The following is a 26,802-nucleotide window of genomic DNA, read 5'->3' on the forward strand; positions in this document are numbered from 1 at the left end:
AAATGGATGCAACGACTCACCCTGGCCCTACCCGGCAACGAAGATCTGGCCCGCGGCATCGCGCAGGCATGCGGCAGCGAAGCCGGCCGCATCGAAACGCGCCGATTCCCCGATGGCGAGAGCTATGTCCGGTTGCATGGCGAACCTGCCGATCGGATCGTGGATGTGATTTGCACGCTGGCCCATCCTGATCCGCAGTTCCTGCTTCTGGCTTTTGCCGCTGACGCGGCGCGCGAACTTGGCGCGCAAGAGGTGAACCTGATCGCACCGTATCTGGCCTACATGCGCCAGGACAAGCGATTCCATGACGGAGAAAGCGTGACGTCGCGGTCCTTCGCACGTCTGGTCTCATCGACCTTCGACAAGCTGCTCACGGTGGATCCGCATCTGCACCGCTATCCGACACTATCAGCGGTCTACACGATCCCCACCATCACCTTGCATGCCGCACCACTGCTGGCCGACTGGATCGCGAATCATGTCGAAGAACCTTTGATCGTGGGCCCCGACGAGGAAAGCGAGCAGTGGGCCGGCGCCATCGCGTCCCGCATCGGCGTACCGCACGCTGTGCTTCGCAAGACACGCCATGGCGATCGCAGCGTGGACATCGATGTTCCCGACCTGTCGATCTGGCGCGGCAGAACGCCGGCGCTTGTGGACGACATCGCATCATCAGGCCGCACGCTCGCCGAGCAAGGAATGCGCAAGCCGGAGTGCGTAGTGGTGCATGCCCTGTTCGCCGAGGATGCCTGGGCCCAATTGACACCGTTGTTTGCCCGAATTACGTCCACCGACGCAGTACCGCATCCGAGTAACCGGATTGGTCTCGCTTCGCTGATTGCCGACGCTCTCTCTAGCGGGAAAACCGATCCGCGAGGCTGATCTTTTTATCGATCCAACTATTTTCAAGGAGACCTGAAATGTCCTCTCAAGCTAACCTCGCAACCGATTGGCGTGCTGGTTACGGGCCCATCGCGCACAGGTCTGAAACCATCGAACGTATGCAGGCCCTAGTGCAACGTCTGGTCGCGCAAAGGCGTATAGCAGACGAAGCCTCGGCCCATGCGCTGCTGGCTGCAGCCGACCGGGTGGCCTGCACGGCCATGAGCGTAGTGGCGCATATGACCTATGCCCGGCGCATCGACCGAAGCGGCTGCCCACTGGGCTCCGATGATTTCAAACAAACGCCCGAAGGCCACACCGGCGGCTCGCTCAACATGGTGCCAGCCTTCGTGGGTTATCTGTTGGCCAACGCGCTGACCGGGACGACACGCGGCTGGCTCATGGGGCAGGGGCACTGCGTGGCCGCGATCGAGGCGGTGAACGCACTGACCGGCGATGTATCCGCCGCCCAGCGTGGACGCTACGACCGCAGCGAGGCGGGCCTGTCGCTCCTGATCGCGGACTTCTACTCCTATGCCATCGATAAGCAGGGTCGGCCCGCGGTACCGCTGGGTAGCCATGCCGGGCCGAACACGGCCGGCGCGATCTCCGAAGGCGGCTATCTGGGGTTCGCCGGGCTGCAGTATGTGCACACGCCGTTGCCGGGAGAAAGCCTGGTGGCATTCCTCAGTGATGGCGCTTTCGAGGAACAACGTGGCTCGGACTGGGCGCCGCGCTGGTGGCGCGCCGAGGACTGCGGCTTCGCCATCCCGGTCATGATTCTCAACGGACGGCGCATCGAGCAGCGCACCCAGATCGTGCAGGAAGGTGGCGCTACCTGGCTGGCCGAGGACCTGCGCCACAACGGCTTCGATCCGGTCATCGTTGATGGACGTGATCCGATGGCGATCGCATGGGCCATTGTTGAAGCCGAAGACACGCTGAGCGCCTTCGCCGCACGCTCGGATCGGCGCTATCCGGTCAAGCTGCCCTACGTGATCGCCGAGACGGAGAAAGGTTTTGGCTTCCCGGGCGCGGCGACCAATGCCGCCCACAACCTGCCGCTGAACGGCAATCCGCGCGAGGATGCGCAGGCACGCGAGGCCTTCAACGCAGGGGCTGCGGCGCTGTTCGTGCCCGAGAGCGAACTGGAAAACGCGCTCACCGTCCTTGCGAATCACGGCCAGAGCCAGCGCTCGCGCGAAAGCGAGCACCCCATGGCCCTACGCCATCCAGCGAGCCCTCATCTGCCGATGCCGGCCTGGGCGCCAACTGAGGTATCGGGCAGCGCCATGTCCGCACTGGACCGTTGGTTCGTGGAGCTAGTGCAGGCAAATCCACAGTTGCGCATCCGGATCGGCAATCCCGATGAACTGGCCAGCAACAAGATGGGGACCACGCTAGCGCTGCTCAAGCACCGCGTCAACGTGCCCGAACCCGGCGTCCCGGAATCGACGGATGGCTCGGTGGTCACCGCACTCAATGAAGAAGCCGTTGCGGCCGCCGCCCTCGCCAACAAAGGGGGGCTGAACCTGATCGTCAGCTACGAGGCATTCGCGGTCAAGATGCTTGGATTGATGCGCCAGGAGATCATCTTCGCGCGTCGGCAGAAGGAGCTGGGCCAGCCGCCAGGCTGGATCTCCGTCCCGCTGATCGTCACATCCCACACCTGGGAGAACAGCAAGAACGAGCAGTCACACCAGGACCCGACCATTGGCGAAGCATTGCTGGGGGAGATGTCGGACACCGCACGCGTGTTGTTCCCGGTGGATGCCAACACGGCGTCCGCCGCGCTGCGAGCGGTCTACGCCAGCCGGGGCCAAGTGGCCTGTGTGGTGGTCTCCAAGCGCGACACGCCGAATCACTTCAACGCCGCCGCCGCTCAATCGCTGGTTGAGCACGGAGCAGCCCATGTAGCCGGCGATCCGGCTACAGCACAACTGCAGTTCGTGGTGATTGGCGCCTACCAGTTGGAGGAAGCGTTCAAAGCCCACGCCCGCCTGGAGCGCCATGGACTTGCGTCGTGCGTCACTGTAGTGATCGAACCCGGCCGCCTGCGCATTCCGCGAGATGACCTTGAGGCCACCTTCGTGGTCGGTGACGAAGCCCTGCAAGCACTCTTCCCGCCTCACTTGCCTCGCGTGTTAATAAGCCATACCCGCCCAGAGCCGATGCTGGGTGTGCTGCGCCGCATTGACAGCGGCACCTCGAAGACGCGGGCTTTGGGCTACATCAACCGCGGCGGCACGCTCGATGTGGCTGGAATGTTGATCGCCAACCGCTGCACCTGGGTGGACGCCATCTATGCCGCTGCGCAAGTGACCGGCCGGAACAGTTCGCAGGTTGCTGCGGCCGCGACCGACGAGCGAATTTCAAGTGGTTCTGACGCGGTCCGCGGCGACCGCGCCGGTTCCTGATTTCACAACCCACAAACAAGAGGGGAGACAAATACATGCTCTCATTGACCAGCCTGGGCGGTGCCGGCACCGTCACCGGCTCCAAACACCTTATCACCCATGGCAATACCCGCATCTTGATCGACTGCGGACTGTTCCAGGGATTGAAAAACCTGCGCGAACTTAACTGGCAGCGCCTGGCAGTTGAGCCCAAGGACATTGATGCGGTCGTATTAACGCATGCGCACCTGGATCATTGTGGGTATCTGCCCCGATTGGTGCTGGACGGGTTCCGCGGGAAGATTTTCTCGACCTCAGCCACGCGAGATGTCGCCGAACTCATCCTACTCGACAGCGCCTGGTTGCAGGAGAAGGACGCCGATTTCGCCAATCGAAAAGGATTTTCCAAACACAAGCCAGCCCTTCCGCTGTATCGGGTTCGGGATGCAGAACGTACGCTCCTGCAGTTCAAACCGGTGCCGCTGCATCAAGAGACTGAATTGCCGGGCAATGCCCGTCTACTGCTGCGCAGCGCCGGTCACATTCTTGGGGCGGCGACGGCTCAGATCGACATTGGCGGCAAGCGTTTGGTGTTCTCCGGCGACTTGGGACGCTTTGACGACATGGTCATGCCTGATCCTGAACCAGTCACGGAAGCGGACTACATCATCATCGAGTCCACCTATGGCAATCGTCGTCATGACCGTTCCGATGCCGTCGAAGCGCTGGGCGACATCATCGAGCGCACGACTCGCCGCGGAGGCACGGTGGTAATTCCCGCTTTTGCCGTGGGACGAGCGCAGTCGTTGATCTACGACTTGTGGCTGCTGCGACAGCGCGGTCGGCTCCGCAACGTGCCCGTCTATCTGGACAGTCCGATGGCCACCAACGCAACTGTGCTGCTGCACCGCCACTCCGACGACCACAAGCTCACGCAACACGATTTCGAGGCCGCATTTTCGGAAGTCAAATACGTGCGCGACGTTGAAGAGTCCAAGGCACTATCGGCGAATCGCTACCCCAAGGTGATTATTTCCGCCAGCGGCATGGCCACAGGTGGCCGCGTGTTGCATCACATAGAAGCGTTTGGCGGCATTCATCAGAACACGCTGCTGTTCTCTGGATTTCAGGCCGCAGGTACGCGCGGACGCAAACTGCTTGAGGGCGCTCGCGAAGTCAAGATTCATGGACGCTGGATGCCGATCAATGCGGAGGTCGCCGAGCTTCCGATGTTGTCGGCTCATGCCGACAGCGATGAACTGATGCGATGGCTGGGCGGCTTTACCCGGGCGCCGGAAGGGGTGTTCATTGTTCATGGTGAATCCAATGCCTCCGAGGCGCTGCGCGAACGTATTCAGCGCGAACTCAAATGGCACGCATCGGTGCCCATGCAAAACCAGGAGTTCGCCCTGTGAGTGCCCGCATCACTCCCCAGACACCCGCCTTGCAAGCGTCACGCATGCGACTGCATGCCCAGCATCAACCTGTCGTCTTGATGCGTACCGATTGCCATGTCTGCCGTGCCGAAGGGCTGGCACCGCGGTCACAGGTACTGATCATTGCCCGCGACCGTACTGTACAAGCGCTGCTGTACCAAATCGACAGCGATCTGCTCAAGACTGGACAGATCGCTCTGTCGGAGGCCGCCTGGGATGCCTTGGGCATTCATGAGGGCGATCTGGTGCAGGTTCGGCATCCGCCGATGCTCGAATCGTTGTCGGCCGTGCGTGCGCGAATTCACGGCCACCGACTGCAGGCGACGGAGTTGCAGGCGATCGTCCGTGATGTGGTCGATGGTCGCTATACCGATGTCGCACTTTCGGCCTTCCTGACCGCAACGGCGGTACTGCCTCTGGATATGCAAGAGACCATCCATCTCACCCGTGCGATGGTCGATGTCGGGGATCACCTGCAATGGCAGGCTCCGATTGTTGTGGACAAGCATTGCGTGGGCGGATTACCGGGAAATCGCACCACGCCGTTGGTGGTTGCCATAGCCGCAGCCAATGGATTGTTGATGCCCAAGACCTCATCACGCGCCATCACCTCTCCCGCCGGCACGGCGGACACCATGGAAACGCTGGTTCCTGTAGACCTGGGCCTGGATACGCTCAGAAAGGTCGTGGAAAAAGAGGGTGGATGCGTGGCGTGGGGCGGCGCGATGCACCTCAGCCCCGCGGACGACATCTTCGTGCGCATTGAGCGTGAACTGGATATCGACACGCAAGGACAACTGATTGCCTCGGTGTTGTCCAAGAAGATTGCGGCAGGGGCGACCCACATCGTGATTGACATTCCGGTTGGGCCAACCGCAAAAGTCCGCAGCCAGGAAACGGCCGAGCATCTTGCATATCACCTTTCGGAAGTCGCCGCGTCATTTGGCCTTGTATTGCGTTGCCTGTTTACAGACGGCAGCCAGCCTGTCGGCAGAGGTATCGGCCCAGCGTTGGAAGCACGCGATGTGTTGGCGGTATTGCGCAACGAGGCTGATGCGCCACAGGATCTACGTGACCGTGTGGCGATGGTGGCGGGTGCGGTACTTGAGCTTGGCGGCGTCGCCAAAGAAGGGGATGGAATTCGATTGGCTCACGAGACGATCAGCAGTGGCCGCGCCTGGGAAAAATTTGGTTCATCGCAGAATAGCGTGGAGCGATTTGGCCAGATTTCGTACTCTTGAGGCCAGTTTCTGGTGTTCAGGAGGATCGGACGATGCTGGATCGCAAGCTGTTGGAGTCCCTGGGTGGCTGGGACGGCTATCGGGTGGATCGCGTGGTGTGGCCTGAAGGCGATGGGCGCACGGTGTCGCTGTATCTCAAGCCCACGGCCAAGGCCATGCATTGCGAGCAGTGCGGCGCGCGGTGTCGCCAGGTGCACGAGACGACGGTGCGACGCGTGCGCGACCTGCCCTTGTTCGAGTATCGGGTGGTGCTGCATGTGCCGCGACGGCGGCTTTGGTGTGAGCGGTGCGGCGGCCCGCGTCTGGAGCGGCTCGGCTGGCTGGGACGCTATCAGCGTGTCACGGATCGGCTGGCACAAGCCTGCAGCCAACTGCTGCAATCGAGCAACGTGCAGGCGGTGGCCAGGTTCTTTGATCTGGGCTGGCACACGGTCAAGACGGTGGATAAGGCGCGACTGCGTGCATCGATCCCGGAGCCGGACTGGTCGCGTATCGAATACCTGGCAATGGATGAGTTTGCCCTGCACAAGGGCCATCGGTATGCCACCGTCGTGGTCGACCCCACCAGCCGCCAGGTGCTGTGGCTTGGTCTGGGCCGCTCGCGCGAGACGGCACGGGCCTTCTTCGAGCAACTGCCCGAAGGTGCCGCCCAACGCATCAAGGCGGTGGCCATCGACATGACCACCGCCTACGAACTGGAGATCCGCGCGCACTGCCCGCAAGCCGAGATCGTCTACGACCTGTTCCATGTCGTGGCCAAGTACGGGCGTGAGGTCATCGATCGGGTGCGCGTTGATCAAGCCAATCGACTCCGGCAGGATCGCCCGGCGCGCAAAGTCATCAAGTCCAGCCGCTGGCTGCTGCTACGCAACCGAGACAACCTGGATCGCCAGCAGCGCGTGCGGCTCGATGAATTGCTGCACGCCAATCAGCCGTTACTCACCGTCTATGTCTTGCGTGATGAGCTCAAGCGGCTGTGGTTCTATCGCAAGCCCGCCTGGGCTCAACAGGCCTGGGAGCAGTGGTGTGAGCAGGCCGAGTGCAGCGGCATTGACGCGCTCAGTACCTTTGCTCAGCGTCTCAAAGCGTACCTGCACGGCATCCTGGCCAGATGCCGCCATCCCTTGAACACCAGCATCGTTGAGGGTATCAACAACACCATCAAGGTCATCAAGCGCCGCGCTTACGGCTACCGCGATCAGGAGTACTTCTTCCTGAAAATCCGCGCAGCCTTCCCCGGTAATACTCGATGAACCAAAAATTTCAGAGGATCTGTGCCGCTCAGGGGGGATTTCGTGAGCCACCCCAAGCTCTTTACGTCGAACCGCTTTTGGCAACCACTACGGGACGAGCAGTACACATCGACAACCGGAAACTTTCCCGTTTAGCCAAATTGGCCGGAGCGCCAGAGAGTCCGGCCGCAGGGATTCAGTTGCAGGTTCGCCTAGGGGACGAGGTAACAAGCGGGCAACCATTGATGTTTTTGCATGCGCAAACGTCTGGAGAGATGGCCTATGCACTCGCATACGTACATGACATTGGTGACATTGTAAATATTGAACCGTAGCGCCGTAGATATACAGGGCTCTTGAGCGCTTGGTCAATCAGAGCCCGGCATCTCGTTTGGAAAAGTTGAACGCCTACGACTCGTGCTCAAAGAACATATGCCACATACATCGCTTAAAAGCAGTTTTCAACCTGCATGGCGTGAGCAAATAGAAGGAGGTTGTCAGCGCCTGAATAGGAACATTGCTCATGGAACTGCGACACTTGCGTTGCTTTATCGTTTTGGCCGAAGAGCTTCATTTCACACGCGCCGCTGAGCGCCTGCATATAGAGCAATCCCCCTTGTCTCGAACTATCAAAGAGCTTGAGGACGAGCTAGGGGTTGTGCTCTTCGATCGGAATCGCCGGGGCACAGCGCTGACCCCTGCTGGCGCCGCCTTCTTACAGGACATCCGCAGGCTGTTCACTGTCCTGGAGCAGGCACAGGAGAACGTTCGAGCGGTCGCAGCAGGCTTGCGAGGGAACCTGCGCATTGCCGTCTCCGATGGTGCGACCGACCCTCGGCTCTCGGCGTTTCTGGCCCGTTGCCGCGCCGAGGAGCCGGAGGTCGAGATACGTCTGTCCGAAGTGCCTTTGGCCGAGCAATTGCGCGGCTTACGATCAGGCGACTTCACGATCGGGTTCGCGCACACCGCCGACGTCGGTGATGGCATTGTTGCGGAACCGATCTGGCGAGACCCGCTGGTGCTTGCTGTGCCAGCCCGGCACGAGTTGCTCGCCCACAGGGAGGTTCCACTTCATGAACTCGGGAGCCACCCGCTCGTCTTGTGCGATCCACAGGTGTGCGAGGGGTACTGCCACCAACTGGCACAGCTCCTGCAGCCTCTGGAGCACAAGCCAAATGTCGTTGAGCACGCGTCCTCGCTGGACATGATGCTCACCCTTGTCGGTGCAGGCTACGGCGTCGGCTTCACAACGACGACCAGGATCGCTGGCTACCAGCGTCCGGATGTTGTGATCCGTCCCTTGGCGATGGAATCCGCAGTCATCACTACCTACTTGCTTTGGTCCGAAAACAGCAGTATGTCGGTTTCGCTGGAGCGATTCATCGCTCGCCTACGCGACCGTTTGGGCGACTGACGGCGCCATCCGCAGACGGCCAATCTCAAGAATCGGTGCCAGAACCAAGGTTGCGCTCTGTTACAGCCATCAGTTCGGCAGCACTTATCCCGAGCGCGGCGGCAATTTTCAGTATCAGAGCCAGCGTAGGCATATGCTCTCCACGCTCGATCTTGCCCATGTGCGAGCGCGCGACCCCAGCCAAGCCTGCCAGCTTTTCCTGACCGACTCCTTGTTCCAGGCGTGTGGCACGCACCGCTTTTCCGAAGGCCAGCGCTGGCTCGGCTTCAAATGTGGTTGTGCCTGGGGGACGGCCTTGTGAAATTGGACGCTTCTGCATTGACAGAAGCGTCGATCAGCCAAGAGAATTTAACCACGTTAAACTTAACTCATTGCTATCATATTGGGTTATTTTTTGACCCGATAGCTTCGTGGGGCTCTCATGCACGACGCCACAAACCGGTTGTCCCATTTCAAGCTCGCGATAGCGCCTGGTGTGCCGTCATCACGTCTCTCTAAGCTGCTTGCGCTGCAGCGCGCGGAGGAACCGGAAGTCACCATCGCGTTTTTCGAGGTCACGGCGGACGATCTGGTGGCAGGGCTTCGTGAAGGCCGTTACGACGCAGGGATGTCGCTTCAGGGCTTGGCCGATCCATCCCTGAGCAGTCAGCCCCTGTGGAGCGAAAGCATGGCCGTTGCCCTGCCGTTGCGGCTCCCTTTGCTGGATCAGGCAACGCTCACAATTGCCGGGTTGCAGGACTACATGGTGTTTCGCTGGCAAGCAGAGGCCTGTCCCTTACTGGATCAGAGGTTGTCCTCCTTCCTACCGGAAGACCAACGGAACATTCGGTACATGACTTCGTTCGAGCTGCTGGCTCTATGGGTGGCGGCGGGCTATGGCGTCGGCTTATCCGCGCAATCGCACATCGAGCATGCTCATGGATGGGGAATCAGCATGCGACCACTCTCTGATGGTCCCTACGAAATCGTGACGCACCTGCAGCGTCCCCACGGGCCAGCCAATTCTGTTTCTGAGCGGTTCGAGCGCAGAGCACTGCAGATTGCCAAGGCTGGCGCAGCCTGATCCCGAGCCTGGCGACCGGGACAGTCCCACCCCGGTCGCCAAGTCGCACCGTCGGCGTTCAAGCCCCTTCAAGCACCACGGTGCTATCCACCAACCGGCGGACACTCTGCCGCACCTGTTCGGGGATAGGCCGCGGCGAGACAGTCTCGGGGGCATCTGCATGCTGCTGATCGCCCGCGATGGTTCGGACGACTGCGACCAGATTGGTCGGTGTCACCACATCGATGGCCGCGCGATCCCCCAAATCCGGGTGTGGCCGGGTCAGCATGCGGTAAAGCTCCCAGGAGTCCGCTTCCGGGCACTGGTTCATGAGCACCAGAGCCAGCTTGTGCTTGAGCGGCACCAATTGCCAATCGGGAACACGCTGCCCCCGGTTGCCTAGACTGATGGACAGCAGCTTGCCCGCCTTCAACTCGCGGTTGATCTGGTCCTTGGACTTCCCGGCCAGCTTGCCGAACAGAGGAACCGGAAGGTTGTTCGGCGATTCGTAGATGGCGAGCATTTCCTCGCGCTCGCGCTGGATCGCGGACACTTCCGGCTCTGGCGTCCGGGTGGGGGGCGGAGGCACTTGCGACAGCCGCTGGAACGTGGCCCCGGCGGTGTTCGGCGTCACGATGATGGGAGTAGCCACCACAGGCGGGACGGGGACTGCAGGGGAAGCCTCGACGATGGCAGCGGCATCTTCCGCTTCTACCATTGCCGGCACCCCTTCGATATGGATGGTGAGATGCGCGCTCGCAGCCTCCACCTGGCCCTGTTCGAGCAGGTCGAGGCGGTCGGCCCAGTCCTGCATCATCCGGCGGCGCGGCTCCACATACTTGGCGTGGTTGTAGGCCGAACTCACCTTGTTCGGGTCGGAGTGCGAAAGCTGCGCGTCCACCCAAATCTTGGGGTAGCCGATCTCGTTGAGCGCCGTAGAGATGGTTCCGCGGATGCCGTGGCCGGTCAGTTGATCCTCGTAGCCCATCCGTTTCAAGGCGGCGTTGAGGGTGTTCTCGCTGATGCGCTTCTTGAGGTCGCTGCGATGCGTCAGCAGGTACTGCTGGGCCGGCCGCATCACCCCCAGGAGGTAGCGCAAGATCTCGATGGCCTGGAGGGACAGCGGCACGATGTAGGGCGGCACATCCTGCGGGCGCTTGCCGGCCTTGCGCATCTCGTCCTGAAGCTGCTTGACGATCTGCGGCGGGATGATCCACAGACCACGGTCGAGGTCGAACTGATCCGGGGTCGCCAGCCGCAGTTCGCCGGTGCGCACCCCGGTCAGGAACAGCAGCCGGATGCCGAGCTGGGTTTGCCAGCCGCGAGGGTTGTAGAGCCTGAGCTTCTGGAGAAATTCGGGAAGCTCGGGCAGATGCAGGTAAGGGTTATGGTTCACCGGCGGTTTGGGCTCCGCCACCACGTCCAGGTCCGTAGCCGGATTGGTTTCCATACCCTCGACAATGACCAGAGCATAGCGGAACAATTGTCCCAGCCAGGTGCGGACCTTTTCAGCGGTAGTGAAGGCCTTGCGCTGCTCGATCCTTGCCAGGACACCCAGAAGCTGGGGCCGGCGAATGTCGTAGATCGACATCCTCCCAAGGCTGGGCAGCACGTCCTTGTCGAAGATACGGAGGATCTGGGAGAGCGTGCTTTGCCGACCTTCCTTGAGTTCCTTGCGGCGATGCTCGACCCAGGCGTCGAAGACCGCCTTGAAGGTGTAATCGGAAGCCAGTTTGACCGCATGCCGTTTCTGCTTGCGGTCGGTGTGGGGGTTGATGCCCTTGGCCAGCAGCGCCCGGGCCTCGTCGCGCAGGGCACGAGCCTCGCGCAGGCCGATCTCCGGGTAGTTGCCCAGGGAGATGCGCTTTTGTTTGCCGAGCCAGTAGTAGCGCAGGTGCCACGACTTGCCGCTGGTAGGGGCGACCACCAGGCCGAGGCCGTCGGTGTCGGGGATGCTGTAGGTTTTGTCGGCGGCCTTAGCTTGCCGCACAGTCAGATCAGAGAGTGCCATCATCGAGCTCCTAAGTTGCGACTTAGGCTCAATGCTCGTCACGGCTCCCCTCCAACCCCAGCAACAATCCGGAACCTGCACCCCCCGCATTCTTTGGCCTCAATTTTGGCCTCAAAAACGCTGGCTGTTGGTGGATTTCCATGGCTTTTGCTGGAATGAAAAAAGGGCCTTTCGGCCCTTTTTTCAACGACTTACAGACGCCAGTGGAAGTCTGTAGATCATAACTTGGAGCGGGAGACGAGTCTCGAACTCGCGACCTCAACCTTGGCAAGGTTGCGCTCTACCAACTGAGCTACTCCCGCATATGCATTGCATTCGATGCCCTGCATGTGTTTTTGGTGCGTTTTTCTTTTTCAAGAAAAAGGCCGTGTTCACCAAAGACAGCGATTATACACAGAATTTCGGACTTGTGCCAATAACGGGATTCAGTGCGTTTCCGCCGCGGGCGCGGCTTCAGCCTCGGCCTGCGGCGCGGCGTCGGCGGCCGCATCGGGCTTCGGCGCAGGCGCGGCCTTGGCGCGCGGCTTGCCGGCGGGGCGGCGGCTGGCCTGGCGGCGCGCGTAGGCGGCCTGCTGTGCGGTCACCTTGCCCACGGGCTGGCCTTGCAGGTCGATGCGCGGCGCGTCTTCGGTCAGGCAGGCCCAGTAGCGGCTGCCCTTGCACCATTCGGCGATGGCCAGCTTGAGCTGTTCCTGCGTCATGGACAGCGCTTCGAGGTGTTGGGCGGCATCGGCCAGGATGCCCTCCTTGAGCGGCACCTTGGGCGCGGGATTCTTGGGGAAGGCCAGCGGGAACTGCTTCTGCAGGCGCCAGATCGCCTCGATCGTGGGATCGACCGGCTCGCGCTTCCTGGCCTCCTGCTTGCGGGCGGGATTGCGTTGCTGCTTGGCGGCATCGCGCTTTTTCGACTGGCCTGCGGCTTTCGGTTGGGCTGGCGCCGCTTGCTGGGCTTGCGCCCGGAGCTGCTCTCGCAGGTCGGCAAGTTTTTCAAAACCCATTGTTCTTTCCAACACCTCTGACTTGTGCAACCAGAAGGTTACCCCATGTCCGTGACCGGGGCACTGCGAGTGGTTGCGGATGGGCCGGGCGATAAAAAAAGGGCCCGAGGGCCCTTTTCACCGGGATTTCCCAAAAACCGCGCATGCGTTTTCGGAAATCGAAATCTGGAGCGGGAGACGAGTCATGCACTAGAGCGCTAAGTCTCTGTTTCCCAATCACTTTCTCCACTGTGGTGATCAGCGAAGAACTCAATTATAGCCTTGTTTTTCGCCCTCGGCAACAAAGTTCATCCAACCACTTCCACCAGCGTCCAAGGATGATCCATCCACCCGTCGTTACGCCTGATGCGTCCAGCTGCTGAGCGGGTTCGCTATCGAACTCCAACTTGCGACGATCATGACTTGCGCTCGCTCCGCAGGCAGCGCGGGGTGGTGTCGCGTGGACTACCTGGCACCTGGACGGCTGTAGGACACAACCGCCGGCATCGGAACACCGCAAGTCCTCATCTTTACATCGCTGCGGCTAACTTCGCCGGAGCGCAACGCGGCGCCAGTGTAGTGGCAGCCAGCCTCAACGAAGGCGTGCAGCAATCCGGTTCATCTGCTCGATCTCCGCGCGCTGGCCATCGGAAATCGCTTGGCATAGGTTGACGAGTTCCGGATCTGAGAGCTGCGCCTCGCGGCACATGAGGATCGCTCCCGAATGGTGCGGGACCATAGACGCGATGAACTGTCGATCGCCGATTCCGGTTTGAGCACGGGTAGCGGCAAAAGAACCGAGTGTGAGAACGGCAAACAAGCCGTACAGCACGAGATTGAGCCGCCGGTTTGGAAACATGCCGGGCATTGTCGCTAGCATGAAGATGCCCATTGGCGCCCACATAGTGACCGCCATGTAGAGCATGTTGAGATTGTTTCTGAAGTCCCTGGCGCCGTCGATCATGCTGAACATTACGAAGTACATGACGACGAGGCCCAACACCATGTTCACCCAGAACTTGGCGTATGGTCGGCCGTGCTTACCCATCTGACCGGATGTGTGATGTTGATGTTCATGGGAATGTTCAGCCATCTCCGTCTCCTATGTGCTGGGGCAACCTGGCAGGGTCACTGGTACTGCGGCAGATACTTTGTCGATATATCAGCATGTGGAGCGATGCATCACTAACCGCTGATTTCCAGTCCCCAACTGGACGTAGGGGCGTCGAACGCTTCAACTCGCTGGTCTTGAACCGTCTGGATATCAGACCATACCAAATCGGTCTTGATGGGCTTTGCGCCACCTATGACGCTGGTACCGTGAGCGCCAATATCGAGCTTGCGTCCTCATCGCTCGATGGGCCGGCAACTGATCGATTCTTGCATATCAAGCAAGACAAGGCCACCTGCGGCGGACGCCAATGGCCTCCTCCGCCTTCGCTTAGGGCATCGCCTCAAGCGTCCGTCGCAGGCCATAACGACACAACAGCCCTTGGGCAAGAAAGGAGCCGGTGATGTAGCGCACCCGAAAGGAGACGAAGACATGCACAAGGACATTTCAACATCAAAGGTGTTCTATCGTCCCATCGAGGCGGCCATCCGATGGGCTGGGTTGCTGCGGTATCTCCCGATGATCCTGGCCACGATCGCGTCACCGCGTGTCCTGCCTCGGTCGCTGAACTGCCCTCGATGGAATGAGTGCCGGCTGCACTCGGAACGTATCTATGACGGCATCCTCAACGGAGAGCTGCCCTACGGCAAGAACGGGATCACGCTCAATGATCCGAACCTGCTCAATTCTCTGGATCTGACTGTTCGCCATGTCGATCTAAAACGCTGGATGCGCACCCACTATCCCGAGCACCGGCCAGGATTTCTGTTCAGCCGTGGCGAACGCATGGCGCATCCTTTCATCACCATGGAAACAGGACAGGCGATCCTCGTGGAGCGGCTGGCCCTTCAGGCCGCGCTTGAACAAGCCCGACGTGAGATGCGAGAACTGCAGGAGCAGCACGACACGCTACTCAAGCAATCCTCGGTGCTGTTGGCATCCAAGCAATGCGAGATCAGCGAACGGGCGGAAACGACCTATCTCAACATCATTGGAGGGATGTTGACGCTGATGCTGAGCCAGTCGCCTTCAGGCGTGCCCTATTCCAGCTTCAAAACGCAGGAGGCCCTTGTCTCTGCATTGGTCGCCCACTACGGCGGCACCATGGGCATCACTGAGCGCACCTTAAACGGAAAGTTCGCCAACGCTAAGAGGTACGTTCGTAGCGCAAGCGCATGAGGTTATCCAGCTTGTATGTGCAATCGCGGAGATTGCATTTGCAATGTCTTTCCGCAGCCAGGTCTATTGAATAGAGGTCACGCCAACAAACGCCACCGAGCGTTCAGGAGTGACCGCCATGTCGCAGACCCCTGTACTCCCGCCGAACGAGCGCCGCATCCTGCGGCTCGATGAAGTCGAAGCGAAGTCCGGCTTCAAACGCGCCCACATCTACAACCTGATGAAGAAGCGCCAGTTCCCTCAGGCGCTGCGCCTGGGCGTGCGCGCTGTCGGCTGGGATTCGATCGAAATCGACCAGTGGATCGCCGAGCGCCTCAACCACCGGACCTGACCCGCTCTCCCGCGGACTTCCCATTCCCAGCCGGAGAGCGCCATGCAGGTCGTGTCCATCATTTCAACGAAGGGCGGCGTCGGCAAGACCACGACGGCCGCCAACCTGGGCGGGCTCGCCGCGGACGCGGGCCTGCGCGTGCTGCTGCTCGATCTCGACGTGCAGCCCACCTTGTCCTCCTACTACGAACTGACCCAGCGCGCGCCGGGCGGCATCTATGAGCTGTTGGCCTTCAACGAGCGCGACCTTGGCCAGCTCGTGTCCCGCACGATCATCGCGGGCCTGGACCTGGTGCTGTCCGACGACCACCGGGGCGAGCTGAACACGTTGTTGCTGCATGCGCCGGATGGCCGCCTGCGGTTGCGGCATCTGCTGCCAGCACTTGCTCCCCTCTACGACCTGGTGCTGATCGACACCCAGGGCGCGCGTTCCGTGCTGCTGGAGATGGCGGTGCTCGCCTCCGATCTCGCGCTGTCGCCCGTCACGCCGGAGATCCTCGCGGCACGCGAGCTGCGGCGCGGCACCATGCAGTTGCTCGAAGACATTGCGCCGTACCGGCACCTGGGCATCGAACCGCCGCCGCTGCACTTGCTCATCAACCGCGTCCACCCGGTGTCCGCCAACGCACGGCTGATCCAGCAGGCCTTGCGCGACCTGTTCCAGGACAGCGCCGGCATCCGCGTGCTCGCCACCGACGTGCCGGCCATAGAAGCGTATCCACGTGCCGCAACGCGCGGCCTGCCGGTGCATCGGGTCGAGCACCGCCAGCCGCCCGGCAGAGTCGCCCCTGCCGCGCTCGACACGATGCGCGCGCTCGCCAGCGAGTTGTTCCCGCAATGGCAGGACCGACTGGCTCAAGTATCCGGCCGCCCGCAGCGACCTCTTGATCCTGGGAGGCCCCATGGCGAACGCACATGAGCTGGCCCGCGGCCACAAGCGGCTGCGCGCCCTGATCGAGTTCGCGGTCGGTGAGGGCTGGCACGTCAAGCGCACGCCGGGCGGGCACCTCAAGTTCACCAAGGCCGGCTGCGCGGCGATCTACACGAGTTCGACAGCGAGTGACCACCGGGCCGAATTGAACGCCCGTGCGCAGATCCGCCGCGCCGAGCGAGAGGCCCGCATGGCGCCGGCCGGCGGTCGTGGGGACTGCGAGGGGTGCGGCCATGGCTGACATGACCTCGCAGGACATGGCAGGCAAGCTGCTCGCGGCCGGCTTCGAGCGCAGCGGCCCAGCGGCTACGGCCTTGAGCGACCCGATCGCGGACACGCCCATGGTCGTGACGCTGGACCAGTTGCGGCCCTACGACCATGACCCGCGCATGAAGCGCAACCCGGCTTACGAGGAAATCAAGGCATCCATCCGCGAGCGCGGCCTGGACGCGGCGCCGGCCATCACGCGCAGGCCCGGCGAGGACCACTACATCATCCGCAACGGCGGCAACACGCGACTGGCGATCCTGCGCGAACTCTGGTCGGAGACCAAGGAAGAACGCTTCTTCCGCATATCGTGCCTGTTCCGACCATGGCCGGAGCGCGGTGAAATCGTCGCGCTGACCGGGCATCTTGCCGAGAACGAACTGCGCGGCGGCCTCACGTTCATCGAGCGCGCGCTCGGCGTCGAGAAAGCACGGGAGTTCTACGAGCAGGAGAGCGGCGCCGCCCTGAGCCAGTCGGAACTGGCCCGCCGCCTGGCGGCCGATGGCTTCCCCGTCCAGCGGTCGCACATCACCCGCATGGCCGACGCGGTGCGCTACCTGCTGCCCGCCATTCCCACTGTGCTCTATGGCGGCCTGGGGCGCCACCAGGTCGAGCGGCTGTCGGTCATGCGCACGGCCTGCAAACGCACCTGGGAGCACTACGCCAAGGACCGTTCGCTGCCGCTGGACTTCGACAGTTTCTTTCAGGAGGTGCTGGCGCAGTTCGACACGCAGGGCGACGAGTTCGCGCCGCAGCGCGTGCAAGACGAGCTGATCGGCCAGATGTCCGAGCTGCTGGGCATCGGCTACGACGTGCTGGCGCTGGACCTGACCGAATCGGAAAGCCGCCACCGGGCGCTGGTCAGTGACCCGACGCCACCTGCGGCGCAGCCGGCGTTGCCTTCGCCCACCGCCGGCACGCCGACTCCGCCGGGCGCAGCATCGTCCATCGCCACGCCTGCAGCGGCGGCCGGTCCTCCACCCGCCAGCCCTCCGGCGTCCGAGCCCACCTTGCGCCACGACGACACGGCGGTTGGCGAAGCGGCCACGGGAAGCCAGCCGGCCGCACCGGGCGATCTGCTTCGCGAGCACATCGTCTCGCCAGCACCGACGACAGAACGGCTCCAATCGATCCAGCGCATGGTCGCCGACCAGTTGGGCGATGCGCTGCCGCCCGACTTCTCGGCGAGCGTGCTGCAGTCCATCCCGGTGCAAGCCGGCGGACTCTATCCGATCTCCGACGTCTGGTACATCGACGCCGGCCTGGACACGCCCGATCGGCTGCGCATCCACATCGCGCAGTTCGCGCGCGAGATCGCCGGGGAGGCAGGCCTGGACGAGTGCATCGAGGATCGCGCCGATGGCATCGGGTTTGCGTGCCGCGCCCGCGGCCAAGCCCCGTCGCCGCTCGGCCGCGCGGTGCTGACGCTGCTCACTTCCCTGACGGGTCAGCCCGTCGCCGAAGCGGGCCTGGACGGCGCGCAGCTCGCCGCCGACCTGCCGACCCTGTTGCACGGCCAGAGCCAAGGCCATGGCAGCGGCGCAAGGCGCTTGAGCGACACGGCGTTGGTCAAGCTCTTTCGGCTGCTGCGCCTCGCCCGGCGTCTGCTGGACCTGGAAGCCGGCACCACGGCGCCCGGGACGTGAGCGAGGGAGGCCGCATGTCCACATCGCATCCGCTCAACCAGGCCGTGATTGCCCAGGCGCTGTATGACCTTCGCAACGGCCAACTGCGCCGCTGCAAGGCCATGGGCTTCGGCGAGGCCGAGCTGGATGCGCTCAAGCACCCCGCGCTGATCAGCGTGCTGGCCAACGCCAGCGTCTCGTGGTGCTCGGTCACGGTCAACCGCGAAGTGCTGCAGCGCCTGCTCAACCAGGCACAGGACGTGGAGAAGGAAATCGCCACGGTCGATCGCATGCTGCGGCTGGGGGCCAGCACGGAGATGGTCAGCCGCTTCTATGGCCTGACCCATCAGGAAGTCGCCCTGCGGCGGGAGATCCTCGGCCTGCCCAAGCGCAAGGGGCGCCACCCCGTCCTGGACGAGACCCAGGACACCGAACTGTGGCGGCAATGGAAAGCCGTGACCAGCAGCAGGAACGTCGATCTGGAGGACGAGACCTCGATTCTCGATGCGGCCATGGACCTGGCCGAGGGCATGTCGCTGCCGCTCTCGGTGGTCTGGGCCGCGATCAGGAACTGGGTCGATCAGGGATTGGGCTAGGCCATGGCCGTGGACGACACCGCCCCACGAGCCCAGCGCCCTGGCCCCATCGCACTCGCCGACCTGTTCGACGCTGCGCTGAAGGACCTCGCGCCCAAGTCCAGCTCTGGCGCTCCCGCGTCCCTGCCTGCTCCAACGCCCACGCCTCCTACGTCCGGCGACGCCTTCCTGTTCAGTGGCAATCGGCACGAGAGCGTGCCGCGGCGGCTGTTCCTCGACCGCCGCCTGACACCGCTGGAGCGCAACGCCTGGCAGGTGTTCCGATTGATGCTCAACGACGATGGCGTCACGGCATTTCCCACCTATGAGCAGTTGCGCCCCTGGCTGGCGTCGATGCCCTGCGCAGGCCAGGCCTCCCATGAGACCGTGGCGCGGGCGCTGACGCTGCTGCGCCTGACGCGCTGGCTGAGCCTCGTGCGACGACGGCGCGACCCCAAGACCGGTCGCATCCTCGGCAACCTCTACGTCCTGCACGACGAACCGCTGACGCCGTTCGAGGCGATGCAACTCGACGCCGACTACCTGGCCCTGGTCAGCCAGTCGCTGGGGCATTCGGCCAAGGCCGTCCAGGTGGTGGGACTCAACACCCTCCAGGAGATCGCGGACGACCCGATGCTGTCCGGACGCACCTTGCCGTCGCGGCTGCAAGTGCTCGCCGAGCGCCTGGCCGACCAGGGCATCACCGCCTCCGAAAGTTATCCACAGGAGGATGCGGTCCACGATTCCGAAGAAGGGCCCGCGAGCCTTCTTCGGAATGGCGATCGCCCATCTTCGGAATCCGAAGCAGGGCCGAAACCCGCGCCAGACGGCGCTCTTCGGAATTCGAAGCAGGACCGTACAGTACGTAGTAGTCGTATTGATGAAGTACGTACTACCGCGCAGGCGCGTGCGCTGGGCGACCTGCAATGGCCCAAGCGCTTCGCGGAACTGAAGGCGGAACAGCAGGCCGGAGCCAAGATGGCGTTGCAGCAGGTGGACGCTGCCCTGCGGCAGGCCGTGCTGGACGAATGGGCCGCACGGTGCGGCAAGCATGGCATCCGCAACCCCGCCGGTTATCTGTTCGGCATCATCCAGCGCGCCATGCGCGGCGAGTTCAATGCCTGGGCCAAGCAGACCGGCCCGGCACCGCCAACACCATCGGCGGCGCGAGCGCCACCAACCGAGCCGCCGCGCAACGTCGTGCCGCCCGAGGTGGCCCGGCAGCACATCGAGCGCCTGCGCGATCTGCTGCGCAAATCCTGAGCACAGGGCTTGTCAAAGCCGTGAAGTAGATCTCCATGGCGGTCGGCAGAAACGGTCCCCTGGGGACGGCTGTGCGGTGAAGCGCCGGGCGACGGCGCGACATGCTGCGCAAAACCTGAGTAGAGCGCATGCAAGACCATGAAGCAGACCTCCATGGCGCTCAACGGAACGGTCCCCTGGGGACGGCTGCGCGGCGAAGGATCGTGTCGAACGGCAGCGCGACGTGCGGTGCAGCACGCATACCGTCAACAACCGAGGACGGGAACGCCGATGTGAGTGCCCATCTGCGGAGCGGTCCCCAGGGGACCGTTGCGCGCTGCGCCGCCAGCGCGCACAGAACCGGGGGTCGGCTCATTTCGGTTTGTTGACTGACTGCCTTCCGCTGCATGCGGATGCTGGCGGCTCCCTGTCCACCAGCGAGCGATCACCATGGCAACCAGCAACGAACCATTGCAACTCAACCTCGGCTCCCTGCGCAGCGCGATGTCGCTGACGCTGCACACCCACCACGCCTCGCGCATCTGGCATGGCCGCGCCGCCGCCGAGGGGCGACCGGGCATCGTCGGCCTGAACGGCTACATCGCCGTCATGAACAAGATGAAGCGCGGCTCGGAGCAGGACGACCCATACAGCGACTGGTGGATGCTTCGCATCGAAGACAAGCTCGACCAGACCAGGACCACGCTGCAGACGCTGCGCGACCAGGTGGACCAGGCCCTGGCCGGCGTGCCCGCCGCGTTGACCCTGGGCGAGAACCTCAACGTGCAGCCCGTCAAGCTTCCGCTGTTCGTCAATGCGCAGTTGGGCTTTGCCGCCGTCTATCTCCTGGCCGACTACGACGACATCGCGCGCAAGCTGATCCTCGCCCACCACACCGCGCTGATCGATCGCTCGACGTTGGAGCGCTGGCTCAACGAAGGTGCCCACGCGCTGCGCAGCCTGTTCAGCCTGGCCCAGCAATACCGCTACTCGGGCTGCACCCGCGACGACTTCGCGGCCAAGAACGCCGCAGCTCGGGCAGCATTGGAGAAGTTCGGCGAACTGCCGCAGGACGTGCTCGAAGGCATGCGCCGCTCGAAGTTTGCGCCGCCCGTCGTGCGCCGTGGTCTGCAACAGCGTGGTGATAGCGCTGCCGCAGCCGCATCTCCCACCGACGAAGGCGCTGCCGCCGATTCGGCCGAGGCCAAGTCCACAGCCGCCGGCGAGGACGAACCGGNGCATGCGGATGCTGGCGGCTCCCTGTCCACCAGCGAGCGATCACCATGGCAACCAGCAACGAACCATTGCAACTCAACCTCGGCTCCCTGCGCAGCGCGATGTCGCTGACGCTGCACACCCACCACGCCTCGCGCATCTGGCATGGCCGCGCCGCCGCCGAGGGGCGACCGGGCATCGTCGGCCTGAACGGCTACATCGCCGTCATGAACAAGATGAAGCGCGGCTCGGAGCAGGACGACCCATACAGCGACTGGTGGATGCTTCGCATCGAAGACAAGCTCGACCAGACCAGGACCACGCTGCAGACGCTGCGCGACCAGGTGGACCAGGCCCTGGCCGGCGTGCCCGCCGCGTTGACCCTGGGCGAGAACCTCAACGTGCNCGCAGCGACAGGTGCTGCCACAGGCGTGCGGGCATCCCTTCCACCTGCTTCCCGTCGAGCTGGCCCAGCAGACCACTGGCGCAGGCACGACCTTTCTTCGCTGGCGCAAGCACGATCGATCGGCCATGGGCGTGGCGTTGTGGCAGGAGCTGATGGCGAGCCCCAGCACGCCGGTCAACCTGCTGCACGACCTGCACGAGATCGAACTGCAGCGCGTCATGCTGAACATGCAGATCAGCCTGCTGCACACCCTGGGCAGGCAAGCACAGGAATGCGCCAGCAAGGCCGCGCAGGCGGACAACACCTACCTGCGCCGGCTCGCGTCCGTTCCTGCCGCAGTGCGCGATCGGTGATTGCGCCTGCCATCCGAGCACGCGCCCGAGCCCAACGAGGCACGGGTATTTCAACCACCACGGAGATTCCAACATGAGCACACAATTCATCGGCGAGGGCAACATCGGATCGCCTCCCGAGTACCGCGAATTCCCCAATGGCAACGACGATCCTCGCCGGTTGCTCCGGCTGAACGTGTACTTCGACAACCCCGTCCCCACCAAGGGCGGCGAGTTCGAGGACCGCGGCGGCTTCTGGGCGCCGGTGGAACTCTGGCACCACGACGCCGACCGCTGGCAGCAGCTCTACCAGAAGGGCATGCGGGTGCTGGTCGTCGGCCGCATGGAGCGCGACCCCTGGACGGACAACGAAGATCAGCCGCGTGAGACTTGGCAGGTCAACGCGCGCAGTGTCGGCATCCTGCCGTACCGCATCGAGTCTGTGGCCCTCAGCCCGAAGCCACAGGNCCACGCGCTGCGCAGCCTGTTCAGCCTGGCCCAGCAATACCGCTACTCGGGCTGCACCCGCGACGACTTCGCGGCCAAGAACGCCGCAGCTCGGGCAGCATTGGAGAAGTTCGGCGAACTGCCGCAGGACGTGCTCGAAGGCATGCGCCGCTCGAAGTTTGCGCCGCCCGTCGTGCGCCGTGGTCTGCAACAGCGTGGTGATAGCGCTGCCGCAGCCGCATCTCCCACCGACGAAGGCGCTGCCGCCGATTCGGCCGAGGCCAAGTCCACAGCCGCCGGCGAGGACGAACCGGCATGAGCGACCCGAACCGCGAACCGCGCTACTTCCGTCGTCTGGAACAGCCAGCCTTCATGCGGCTGGAACACGCGGCCTCTCTAAAAGGCCTTTTAAAGCCTTTTAAAGGTAAAGGGGACTTCGAGGCCTGGGCCAGCCAGTGCTTCGCCATGCGCGACGAGTTGATTGCCCTGGCGCAGCGACAGGTGCTGCCACAGGCGTGCGGGCATCCCTTCCACCTGCTTCCCGTCGAGCTGGCCCAGCAGACCACTGGCGCAGGCACGACCTTTCTTCGCTGGCGCAAGCACGATCGATCGGCCATGGGCGTGGCGTTGTGGCAGGAGCTGATGGCGAGCCCCAGCACGCCGGTCAACCTGCTGCACGACCTGCACGAGATCGAACTGCAGCGCGTCATGCTGAACATGCAGATCAGCCTGCTGCACACCCTGGGCAGGCAAGCACAGGAATGCGCCAGCAAGGCCGCGCAGGCGGACAACACCTACCTGCGCCGGCTCGCGTCCGTTCCTGCCGCAGTGCGCGATCGGTGATTGCGCCTGCCATCCGAGCACGCGCCCGAGCCCAACGAGGCACGGGTATTTCAACCACCACGGAGATTCCAACATGAGCACACAATTCATCGGCGAGGGCAACATCGGATCGCCTCCCGAGTACCGCGAATTCCCCAATGGCAACGACGATCCTCGCCGGTTGCTCCGGCTGAACGTGTACTTCGACAACCCCGTCCCCACCAAGGGCGGCGAGTTCGAGGACCGCGGCGGCTTCTGGGCGCCGGTGGAACTCTGGCACCACGACGCCGACCGCTGGCAGCAGCTCTACCAGAAGGGCATGCGGGTGCTGGTCGTCGGCCGCATGGAGCGCGACCCCTGGACGGACAACGAAGATCAGCCGCGTGAGACTTGGCAGGTCAACGCGCGCAGTGTCGGCATCCTGCCGTACCGCATCGAGTCTGTGGCCCTCAGCCCGAAGCCACAGGAGGCAGAGCCGAAGCCCCAGGCCACCCAGGAATCGACGGCGCCGAAAGAGACCAAGCGCAGGAAGTGATCGGGCATGGAGGGCGGCTGCCGCAGTGCTTCGCCGCCCTCCATGCGCTGCGAATTATCCCCAGGGGATAGCTCCACCAACGTCCACCGAGTTCCACGCGCGCTCCCGGAAATCGCGGCTCTCGGCCCGCACACTTCCGGCCACGCACCTTCCCCGCACTCGCCATTTCATCGGCGTGAAAGCGGTCGCTGCCGCATGCGGCTTGTTTGCTGCTGCCAGGGGCTGCGCTCGGCATCCTCGATCCCAGCAACTCCATGAACAACAGGAATCGGGATGGACGGATATGCGGCTGTTCTTGTGCGAGAAGCCCTCCCAGGGCAAAGACATTGGCCGGATTCTCGGCGCCACGCAGCGCGGTGAAGGCTGCCTCAACGGTTCCGGCGTCACGGTCACCTGGTGCATCGGCCATCTCGTGGAGGCGGCGCCGCCCGAGGCCTACGACGAGCAGCTCAAACGATGGTCCGTTGAGCAGTTGCCCATCATTCCCCAGCACTGGCGGGTCGAGGTCAAACCGAAGACCGCCACGCAATTCAAGGTCGTCAAGGCGCTCTTGGCGAAGGCGACTCACCTGGTTATCGCCACCGATGCCGACCGCGAGGGCGAATTGATCGCCCGCGAGATCGTGGAGCTTTGCGGCTACCGCGGCCCCATCGAACGCCTGTGGCTGTCGGCGCTCAACGATGCGTCCATTCGGGCGGCACTGGGCAAGCTGCGGCCTTCGGCCGAGACGCTTTCGATGTACCACTCGGCGCTGGCGCGCTCCCGTGCGGATTGGCTCGTGGGCATGAACCTGAGCCGGCTGTTCACGGTGCTGGGGCGACAGGCGGGTTACGACGGCGTGCTGTCGGTCGGCCGCGTACAGACCCCGACGCTCAAGCTCGTTGTGGACCGCGACCGCGAGATCGCGCGCTTCGTGTCCGTACCATACTGGGCCATCGCCGTGTCCCTGTTCGCAGGCGGTTCGACTTTCGCCGCGCAATGGGTTCCACCCGATGCGTGCACCGACGACGCAGGCCGCTGCCTGCGGCAGCCGGTCGCACAGCAGACCATGCAGCAGATCCGCGCTGCGGGCAGTGCCCACGTCGTGTCGGTGGAGACTGAGCGTGTCCGCGAAGGCCCGCCGCTGCCGTTCGACCTGGGCACCTTGCAGGAAGTGTGTTCCAAGCAGCTTGGGCTGGACGTGCAGGAAACCTTGGAGATTGCCCAAGCCCTGTACGAGACGCACAAGGCCACGACGTACCCCCGCTCGGACTCCGGCTACCTGCCCGAGAGCATGTTTGCCGAAGTGCCCACCGTTCTCGACAGCCTGCTCAAGACCGATCCCTCGCTGCGCTCGATCATGGGCCAGCTCGACCGCTCGCAGCGCTCGCGCGCCTGGAACGATGGCAAGGTCACGGCGCACCACGGCATCATCCCGACGCTCGAACCGGCGAAGCTCTCCGCCATGAGCGAGAAGGAACTGGCCGTGTACAGGCTCATCCGGTCGCATTACCTGGCGCAGTTCCTCCCTCACCANCAGCTCACCCTGGACGTGTTCATCGGCAAGCAGGCCGCGTGGATTTCGCAGTTGATTGCGCAGTACGGCAGCGCCTCCCTGTCCATCAAGGTTCCCCAAGGGCCGGCATGCCCGCAGTGCGGCGCACCCACGCGCCAGCGCAGCGGCAAGAGCGGCCCGTTCTGGTCGTGCAGCCGCTACCCGGACTGCAAAGGCACGCTGCCAGTCGAATCCGGCAGCTCCAAGCGCGGCGCCTCGCGCCCGCGCCGTAGCGGCCGCAAAGGCTCCTGACCGCCCCCGTTCCCCGTGAGCCGTGCCCGCCTTCGGCGGCGTGGCCCCTGTCCCGCACTCCGCCGCATGCCCTGCGGGACGCCCAGCGCGCAACGCCTTCTTGATCCGTGTGCGCGTCCCGCCCAGCCGTCCCCGGCCGCGGGACCTGAAGGTAGCTTCTCTGCGAGCCGCACCACGCGCGTTCTGTTGATCTGCGTTTCTTCCGCCCTCTGCGAAGGGTCTCCCGGTGGCTTGCCAGGCTGCACGAGCCACCGGGAGACCCTTCGTGGTCAGCGGTAATCGGTGCCGGTGCCCGCCGGTGCAAAAACGGGCTCCCTTTGTGCGCGGATGTGCGCCAGACGATGCCGGCCCCAGCCACGACATGGGCCGGGTGTGATTGCTTGATGAGCAGACGGTTCTAGCGACGACCGGGCCTGCCAATCAGCCCACGGGTGGTTCCTCTTTTCTCCCGAGCCGAAGGCCGTTGGGCCTTCGGCGCCATTCTCCTGCCCATCAACGTCCCNGGCCAACATCATCGGCGGCCTGATCGCTCGCGGCTACCTCGTGAAGAAGGGGCGCGCCATCCGCGCCTCGGATGCGGCTTTCACTTTGATCGATGCCGTGCCTGCGGCGATTGCCGACCCTGGCACCACCGCCGTCTGGGAACAGGCGCTCGACATGATCGAGGCCGGACAGCTCACCCTGGACGTGTTCATCGGCAAGCAGGCCGCGTGGATTTCGCAGTTGATTGCGCAGTACGGCAGCGCCTCCCTGTCCATCAAGGTTCCCCAAGGGCCGGCATGCCCGCAGTGCGGCGCACCCACGCGCCAGCGCAGCGGCAAGAGCGGCCCGTTCTGGTCGTGCAGCCGCTACCCGGACTGCAAAGGCACGCTGCCAGTCGAATCCGGCAGCTCCAAGCGCGGCGCCTCGCGCCCGCGCCGTAGCGGCCGCAAAGGCTCCTGACCGCCCCCGTTCCCCGTGAGCCGTGCCCGCCTTCGGCGGCGTGGCCCCTGTCCCGCACTCCGCCGCATGCCCTGCGGGACGCCCAGCGCGCAACGCCTTCTTGATCCGTGTGCGCGTCCCGCCCAGCCGTCCCCGGCCGCGGGACCTGAAGGTAGCTTCTCTGCGAGCCGCACCACGCGCGTTCTGTTGATCTGCGTTTCTTCCGCCCTCTGCGAAGGGTCTCCCGGTGGCTTGCCAGGCTGCACGAGCCACCGGGAGACCCTTCGTGGTCAGCGGTAATCGGTGCCGGTGCCCGCCGGTGCAAAAACGGGCTCCCTTTGTGCGCGGATGTGCGCCAGACGATGCCGGCCCCAGCCACGACATGGGCCGGGTGTGATTGCTTGATGAGCAGACGGTTCTAGCGACGACCGGGCCTGCCAATCAGCC

Annotated in this window: 22 protein-coding genes, 1 tRNA gene and 6 pseudogenes; 24 read left to right on the forward strand and 5 right to left on the reverse strand. The window is 63.7% G+C overall.

Going from position 1 to position 26,802, the window contains the following annotated elements; all coding sequences use genetic code 11:
• The first annotated feature begins 6 nt into the window (after positions 1-6).
• The 7 genes from C1I89_RS28345 (at position 7) to C1I89_RS28375 (ending at position 8,601) form a co-directional block, all read left to right on the forward strand.
• Positions 7-882 (forward strand): ribose-phosphate pyrophosphokinase, encoded by an 876-nt coding sequence (locus tag C1I89_RS28345; protein WP_003296536.1) that lies wholly within the window; start codon positions 7-9, stop codon positions 880-882.
• A 38-nt stretch (positions 883-920) separates the two neighbouring features.
• A complete protein-coding gene (locus tag C1I89_RS28350; protein ID WP_003296537.1) occupies positions 921-3,299 on the forward strand; it encodes a D-xylulose 5-phosphate/D-fructose 6-phosphate phosphoketolase in 2,379 nt (792 codons plus the stop codon).
• Positions 3,300-3,334: 35 nt separating this feature from the next.
• A complete protein-coding gene (locus tag C1I89_RS28355; RefSeq protein WP_003296538.1) occupies positions 3,335-4,693 on the forward strand; it encodes an MBL fold metallo-hydrolase RNA specificity domain-containing protein in 1,359 nt (452 codons plus the stop codon).
• Positions 4,690-5,955 carry a thymidine phosphorylase family protein gene (locus C1I89_RS28360; protein ID WP_258231545.1) on the forward strand — a complete coding sequence of 422 codons (1,266 nt, stop codon included), beginning with the start codon at positions 4,690-4,692 and terminating at the stop codon, positions 5,953-5,955. Before C1I89_RS28355 ends, C1I89_RS28360 begins: the two co-directional genes overlap by 4 nt.
• Positions 5,956-5,987: 32 nt before the next feature.
• Positions 5,988-7,208 (forward strand): ISL3 family transposase, encoded by a 1,221-nt coding sequence (locus tag C1I89_RS28365; protein WP_102770835.1) that lies wholly within the window; start codon positions 5,988-5,990, stop codon positions 7,206-7,208.
• Positions 7,205-7,522, forward strand: a complete 318-nt coding sequence (locus C1I89_RS28370) for a hypothetical protein (protein WP_258231546.1) — start codon at positions 7,205-7,207, stop codon at positions 7,520-7,522. Before C1I89_RS28365 ends, C1I89_RS28370 begins: the two co-directional genes overlap by 4 nt.
• A 188-nt stretch (positions 7,523-7,710) precedes the next feature.
• Positions 7,711-8,601, forward strand: a complete 891-nt coding sequence (locus C1I89_RS28375; protein ID WP_003296540.1) for a LysR family transcriptional regulator — start codon at positions 7,711-7,713, stop codon at positions 8,599-8,601.
• Between the two features lie 25 nt (positions 8,602-8,626).
• Here the strand turns inward: C1I89_RS28375 and C1I89_RS28380 are convergent, their stop codons facing one another.
• Positions 8,627-8,920, reverse strand: a complete 294-nt coding sequence (locus C1I89_RS28380; RefSeq protein WP_003296541.1) for a helix-turn-helix domain-containing protein — start codon at positions 8,918-8,920, stop codon at positions 8,627-8,629.
• A 102-nt stretch (positions 8,921-9,022) separates the two neighbouring features.
• On the opposite strand from C1I89_RS28380, the gene C1I89_RS28385 reads away from it, so the two are divergent.
• Entirely contained in the window at positions 9,023-9,664 is a 642-nt protein-coding gene (locus tag C1I89_RS28385) for a LysR substrate-binding domain-containing protein (RefSeq protein ID WP_003296542.1), read from the forward strand.
• 58 nt (positions 9,665-9,722) lie between these two features.
• Here the strand turns inward: C1I89_RS28385 and C1I89_RS28390 are convergent, their stop codons facing one another.
• From C1I89_RS28390 to C1I89_RS28405, 4 genes are all read right to left on the reverse strand, one after another.
• Positions 9,723-11,654, reverse strand: a complete 1,932-nt coding sequence (locus tag C1I89_RS28390) for a tyrosine-type recombinase/integrase (RefSeq protein ID WP_015879529.1) — start codon at positions 11,652-11,654, stop codon at positions 9,723-9,725.
• Positions 11,655-11,880: 226 nt separating this feature from the next.
• Positions 11,881-11,956: transfer RNA gene (locus tag C1I89_RS28395), tRNA-Gly, on the reverse strand.
• A gap of 123 nt (positions 11,957-12,079) precedes the next feature.
• The gene (locus tag C1I89_RS28400; RefSeq protein ID WP_102775636.1) at positions 12,080-12,652 is read right to left on the reverse strand and encodes a ProQ/FinO family protein; all 573 of its coding nucleotides are present in this window, start codon (positions 12,650-12,652) and stop codon (positions 12,080-12,082) included.
• Positions 12,653-13,223: 571 nt separating this feature from the next.
• Positions 13,224-13,724 carry a DUF305 domain-containing protein gene (locus C1I89_RS28405; protein WP_003098996.1) on the reverse strand — a complete coding sequence of 167 codons (501 nt, stop codon included), beginning with the start codon at positions 13,722-13,724 and terminating at the stop codon, positions 13,224-13,226.
• A gap of 450 nt (positions 13,725-14,174) precedes the next feature.
• Here C1I89_RS28405 and C1I89_RS28410 point away from each other — a divergent pair, with 450 nt between their 5' ends.
• The 16 genes and pseudogenes from C1I89_RS28410 to C1I89_RS28480 form a co-directional block, all read left to right on the forward strand.
• Positions 14,175-14,921: a hypothetical protein gene (locus tag C1I89_RS28410; protein WP_003098991.1), complete on the forward strand. Its 747-nt coding sequence runs from the start codon at positions 14,175-14,177 to the stop codon at positions 14,919-14,921.
• A gap of 118 nt (positions 14,922-15,039) precedes the next feature.
• Positions 15,040-15,252, forward strand: coding sequence for an AlpA family transcriptional regulator (locus C1I89_RS28415; protein WP_003090093.1), 213 nt, complete (start codon positions 15,040-15,042; stop codon positions 15,250-15,252).
• Positions 15,253-15,294: 42 nt separating this feature from the next.
• On the forward strand, positions 15,295-16,170 hold the full coding sequence (locus C1I89_RS28420; protein ID WP_003098988.1) for a ParA family protein: 876 nt from the start codon (positions 15,295-15,297) through the stop codon (positions 16,168-16,170).
• On the forward strand, positions 16,154-16,423 hold the full coding sequence (locus C1I89_RS28425; protein ID WP_003050422.1) for a hypothetical protein: 270 nt from the start codon (positions 16,154-16,156) through the stop codon (positions 16,421-16,423). Before C1I89_RS28420 ends, C1I89_RS28425 begins: the two co-directional genes overlap by 17 nt.
• On the forward strand, positions 16,416-18,095 hold the full coding sequence (locus tag C1I89_RS28430) for a ParB family protein (RefSeq protein ID WP_004350508.1): 1,680 nt from the start codon (positions 16,416-16,418) through the stop codon (positions 18,093-18,095). Before C1I89_RS28425 ends, C1I89_RS28430 begins: the two co-directional genes overlap by 8 nt.
• Before the next feature lie 14 nt (positions 18,096-18,109).
• Positions 18,110-18,670: a DUF2857 domain-containing protein gene (locus C1I89_RS28435; RefSeq protein ID WP_003090097.1), complete on the forward strand. Its 561-nt coding sequence runs from the start codon at positions 18,110-18,112 to the stop codon at positions 18,668-18,670.
• 3 nt (positions 18,671-18,673) lie between these two features.
• Positions 18,674-19,912, forward strand: a complete 1,239-nt coding sequence (locus C1I89_RS28440; RefSeq protein ID WP_003116837.1) for an STY4528 family pathogenicity island replication protein — start codon at positions 18,674-18,676, stop codon at positions 19,910-19,912.
• A gap of 429 nt (positions 19,913-20,341) precedes the next feature.
• Positions 20,342-21,121 (forward strand): annotated as a pseudogene (locus C1I89_RS28445) (PFL_4669 family integrating conjugative element protein); the annotation flags it as partial.
• Positions 21,122-21,174: 53 nt separating this feature from the next.
• Positions 21,175-21,510 (forward strand): annotated as a pseudogene (locus tag C1I89_RS28450) (PFL_4669 family integrating conjugative element protein); the annotation flags it as partial.
• A 4-nt stretch (positions 21,511-21,514) separates the two neighbouring features.
• Positions 21,515-21,865, forward strand: a pseudogene (locus C1I89_RS28455) (DUF3158 family protein); the annotation flags it as partial.
• 73 nt (positions 21,866-21,938) lie between these two features.
• Positions 21,939-22,307, forward strand: a pseudogene (locus C1I89_RS36025) (single-stranded DNA-binding protein); the annotation flags it as partial.
• A gap of 6 nt (positions 22,308-22,313) precedes the next feature.
• Positions 22,314-22,610 (forward strand): annotated as a pseudogene (locus C1I89_RS36030) (AcaB family transcriptional regulator); the annotation flags it as partial.
• On the forward strand, positions 22,607-23,134 hold the full coding sequence (locus C1I89_RS28465) for a DUF3158 family protein (protein WP_003098978.1): 528 nt from the start codon (positions 22,607-22,609) through the stop codon (positions 23,132-23,134). The pseudogene C1I89_RS36030 and the gene C1I89_RS28465, both read left to right, overlap by 4 nt.
• A 73-nt stretch (positions 23,135-23,207) precedes the next feature.
• The gene (locus tag C1I89_RS28470; RefSeq protein WP_003098976.1) at positions 23,208-23,648 is read left to right on the forward strand and encodes a single-stranded DNA-binding protein; all 441 of its coding nucleotides are present in this window, start codon (positions 23,208-23,210) and stop codon (positions 23,646-23,648) included.
• Between the two features lie 283 nt (positions 23,649-23,931).
• Entirely contained in the window at positions 23,932-25,434 is a 1,503-nt protein-coding gene (locus C1I89_RS28475; protein ID WP_102775639.1) for a DNA topoisomerase III, read from the forward strand.
• Between the two features lie 504 nt (positions 25,435-25,938).
• Positions 25,939-26,376 (forward strand): annotated as a pseudogene (locus C1I89_RS28480) (topoisomerase DNA-binding C4 zinc finger domain-containing protein); the annotation flags it as partial.
• Positions 26,377-26,802: the final 426 nt, after the last annotated feature.

The sequence above is a fragment of the Achromobacter pulmonis genome, assembly GCF_002885955.2.
GTDB lineage: Bacteria > Pseudomonadota > Gammaproteobacteria > Burkholderiales > Burkholderiaceae_B > Achromobacter > Achromobacter pulmonis_A.

Bases quoted from the DNA above. Each gene is read 5' to 3' on its own strand.
- C1I89_RS28345 (WP_003296536.1), top strand. From the start codon at position 7: ATGCAACGACTCACCCTGGCCCTACCCGGCAACGAAGATCTGGCCCGC.
- C1I89_RS28350 (WP_003296537.1), top strand. From the start codon at position 921: ATGTCCTCTCAAGCTAACCTCGCAACCGATTGGCGTGCTGGTTACGGG.
- C1I89_RS28355 (WP_003296538.1), top strand. From the start codon at position 3,335: ATGCTCTCATTGACCAGCCTGGGCGGTGCCGGCACCGTCACCGGCTCC.
- C1I89_RS28365 (WP_102770835.1), top strand. From the start codon at position 5,988: ATGCTGGATCGCAAGCTGTTGGAGTCCCTGGGTGGCTGGGACGGCTAT.
- C1I89_RS28370 (WP_258231546.1), top strand. From the start codon at position 7,205: ATGAACCAAAAATTTCAGAGGATCTGTGCCGCTCAGGGGGGATTTCGT.
- C1I89_RS28375 (WP_003296540.1), top strand. From the start codon at position 7,711: ATGGAACTGCGACACTTGCGTTGCTTTATCGTTTTGGCCGAAGAGCTT.
- C1I89_RS28380 (WP_003296541.1), bottom strand. From the start codon at position 8,920: ATGCAGAAGCGTCCAATTTCACAAGGCCGTCCCCCAGGCACAACCACA.
- C1I89_RS28385 (WP_003296542.1), top strand. From the start codon at position 9,023: ATGCACGACGCCACAAACCGGTTGTCCCATTTCAAGCTCGCGATAGCG.
- C1I89_RS28390 (WP_015879529.1), bottom strand. From the start codon at position 11,654: ATGGCACTCTCTGATCTGACTGTGCGGCAAGCTAAGGCCGCCGACAAA.
- C1I89_RS28400 (WP_102775636.1), bottom strand. From the start codon at position 12,652: ATGGGTTTTGAAAAACTTGCCGACCTGCGAGAGCAGCTCCGGGCGCAA.
- C1I89_RS28405 (WP_003098996.1), bottom strand. From the start codon at position 13,724: ATGGCTGAACATTCCCATGAACATCAACATCACACATCCGGTCAGATG.
- C1I89_RS28410 (WP_003098991.1), top strand. From the start codon at position 14,175: ATGCACAAGGACATTTCAACATCAAAGGTGTTCTATCGTCCCATCGAG.
- C1I89_RS28415 (WP_003090093.1), top strand. From the start codon at position 15,040: ATGTCGCAGACCCCTGTACTCCCGCCGAACGAGCGCCGCATCCTGCGG.
- C1I89_RS28420 (WP_003098988.1), top strand. From the start codon at position 15,295: ATGCAGGTCGTGTCCATCATTTCAACGAAGGGCGGCGTCGGCAAGACC.
- C1I89_RS28425 (WP_003050422.1), top strand. From the start codon at position 16,154: ATGGCGAACGCACATGAGCTGGCCCGCGGCCACAAGCGGCTGCGCGCC.
- C1I89_RS28430 (WP_004350508.1), top strand. From the start codon at position 16,416: ATGGCTGACATGACCTCGCAGGACATGGCAGGCAAGCTGCTCGCGGCC.
- C1I89_RS28435 (WP_003090097.1), top strand. From the start codon at position 18,110: ATGTCCACATCGCATCCGCTCAACCAGGCCGTGATTGCCCAGGCGCTG.
- C1I89_RS28440 (WP_003116837.1), top strand. From the start codon at position 18,674: ATGGCCGTGGACGACACCGCCCCACGAGCCCAGCGCCCTGGCCCCATC.
- C1I89_RS28465 (WP_003098978.1), top strand. From the start codon at position 22,607: ATGAGCGACCCGAACCGCGAACCGCGCTACTTCCGTCGTCTGGAACAG.
- C1I89_RS28470 (WP_003098976.1), top strand. From the start codon at position 23,208: ATGAGCACACAATTCATCGGCGAGGGCAACATCGGATCGCCTCCCGAG.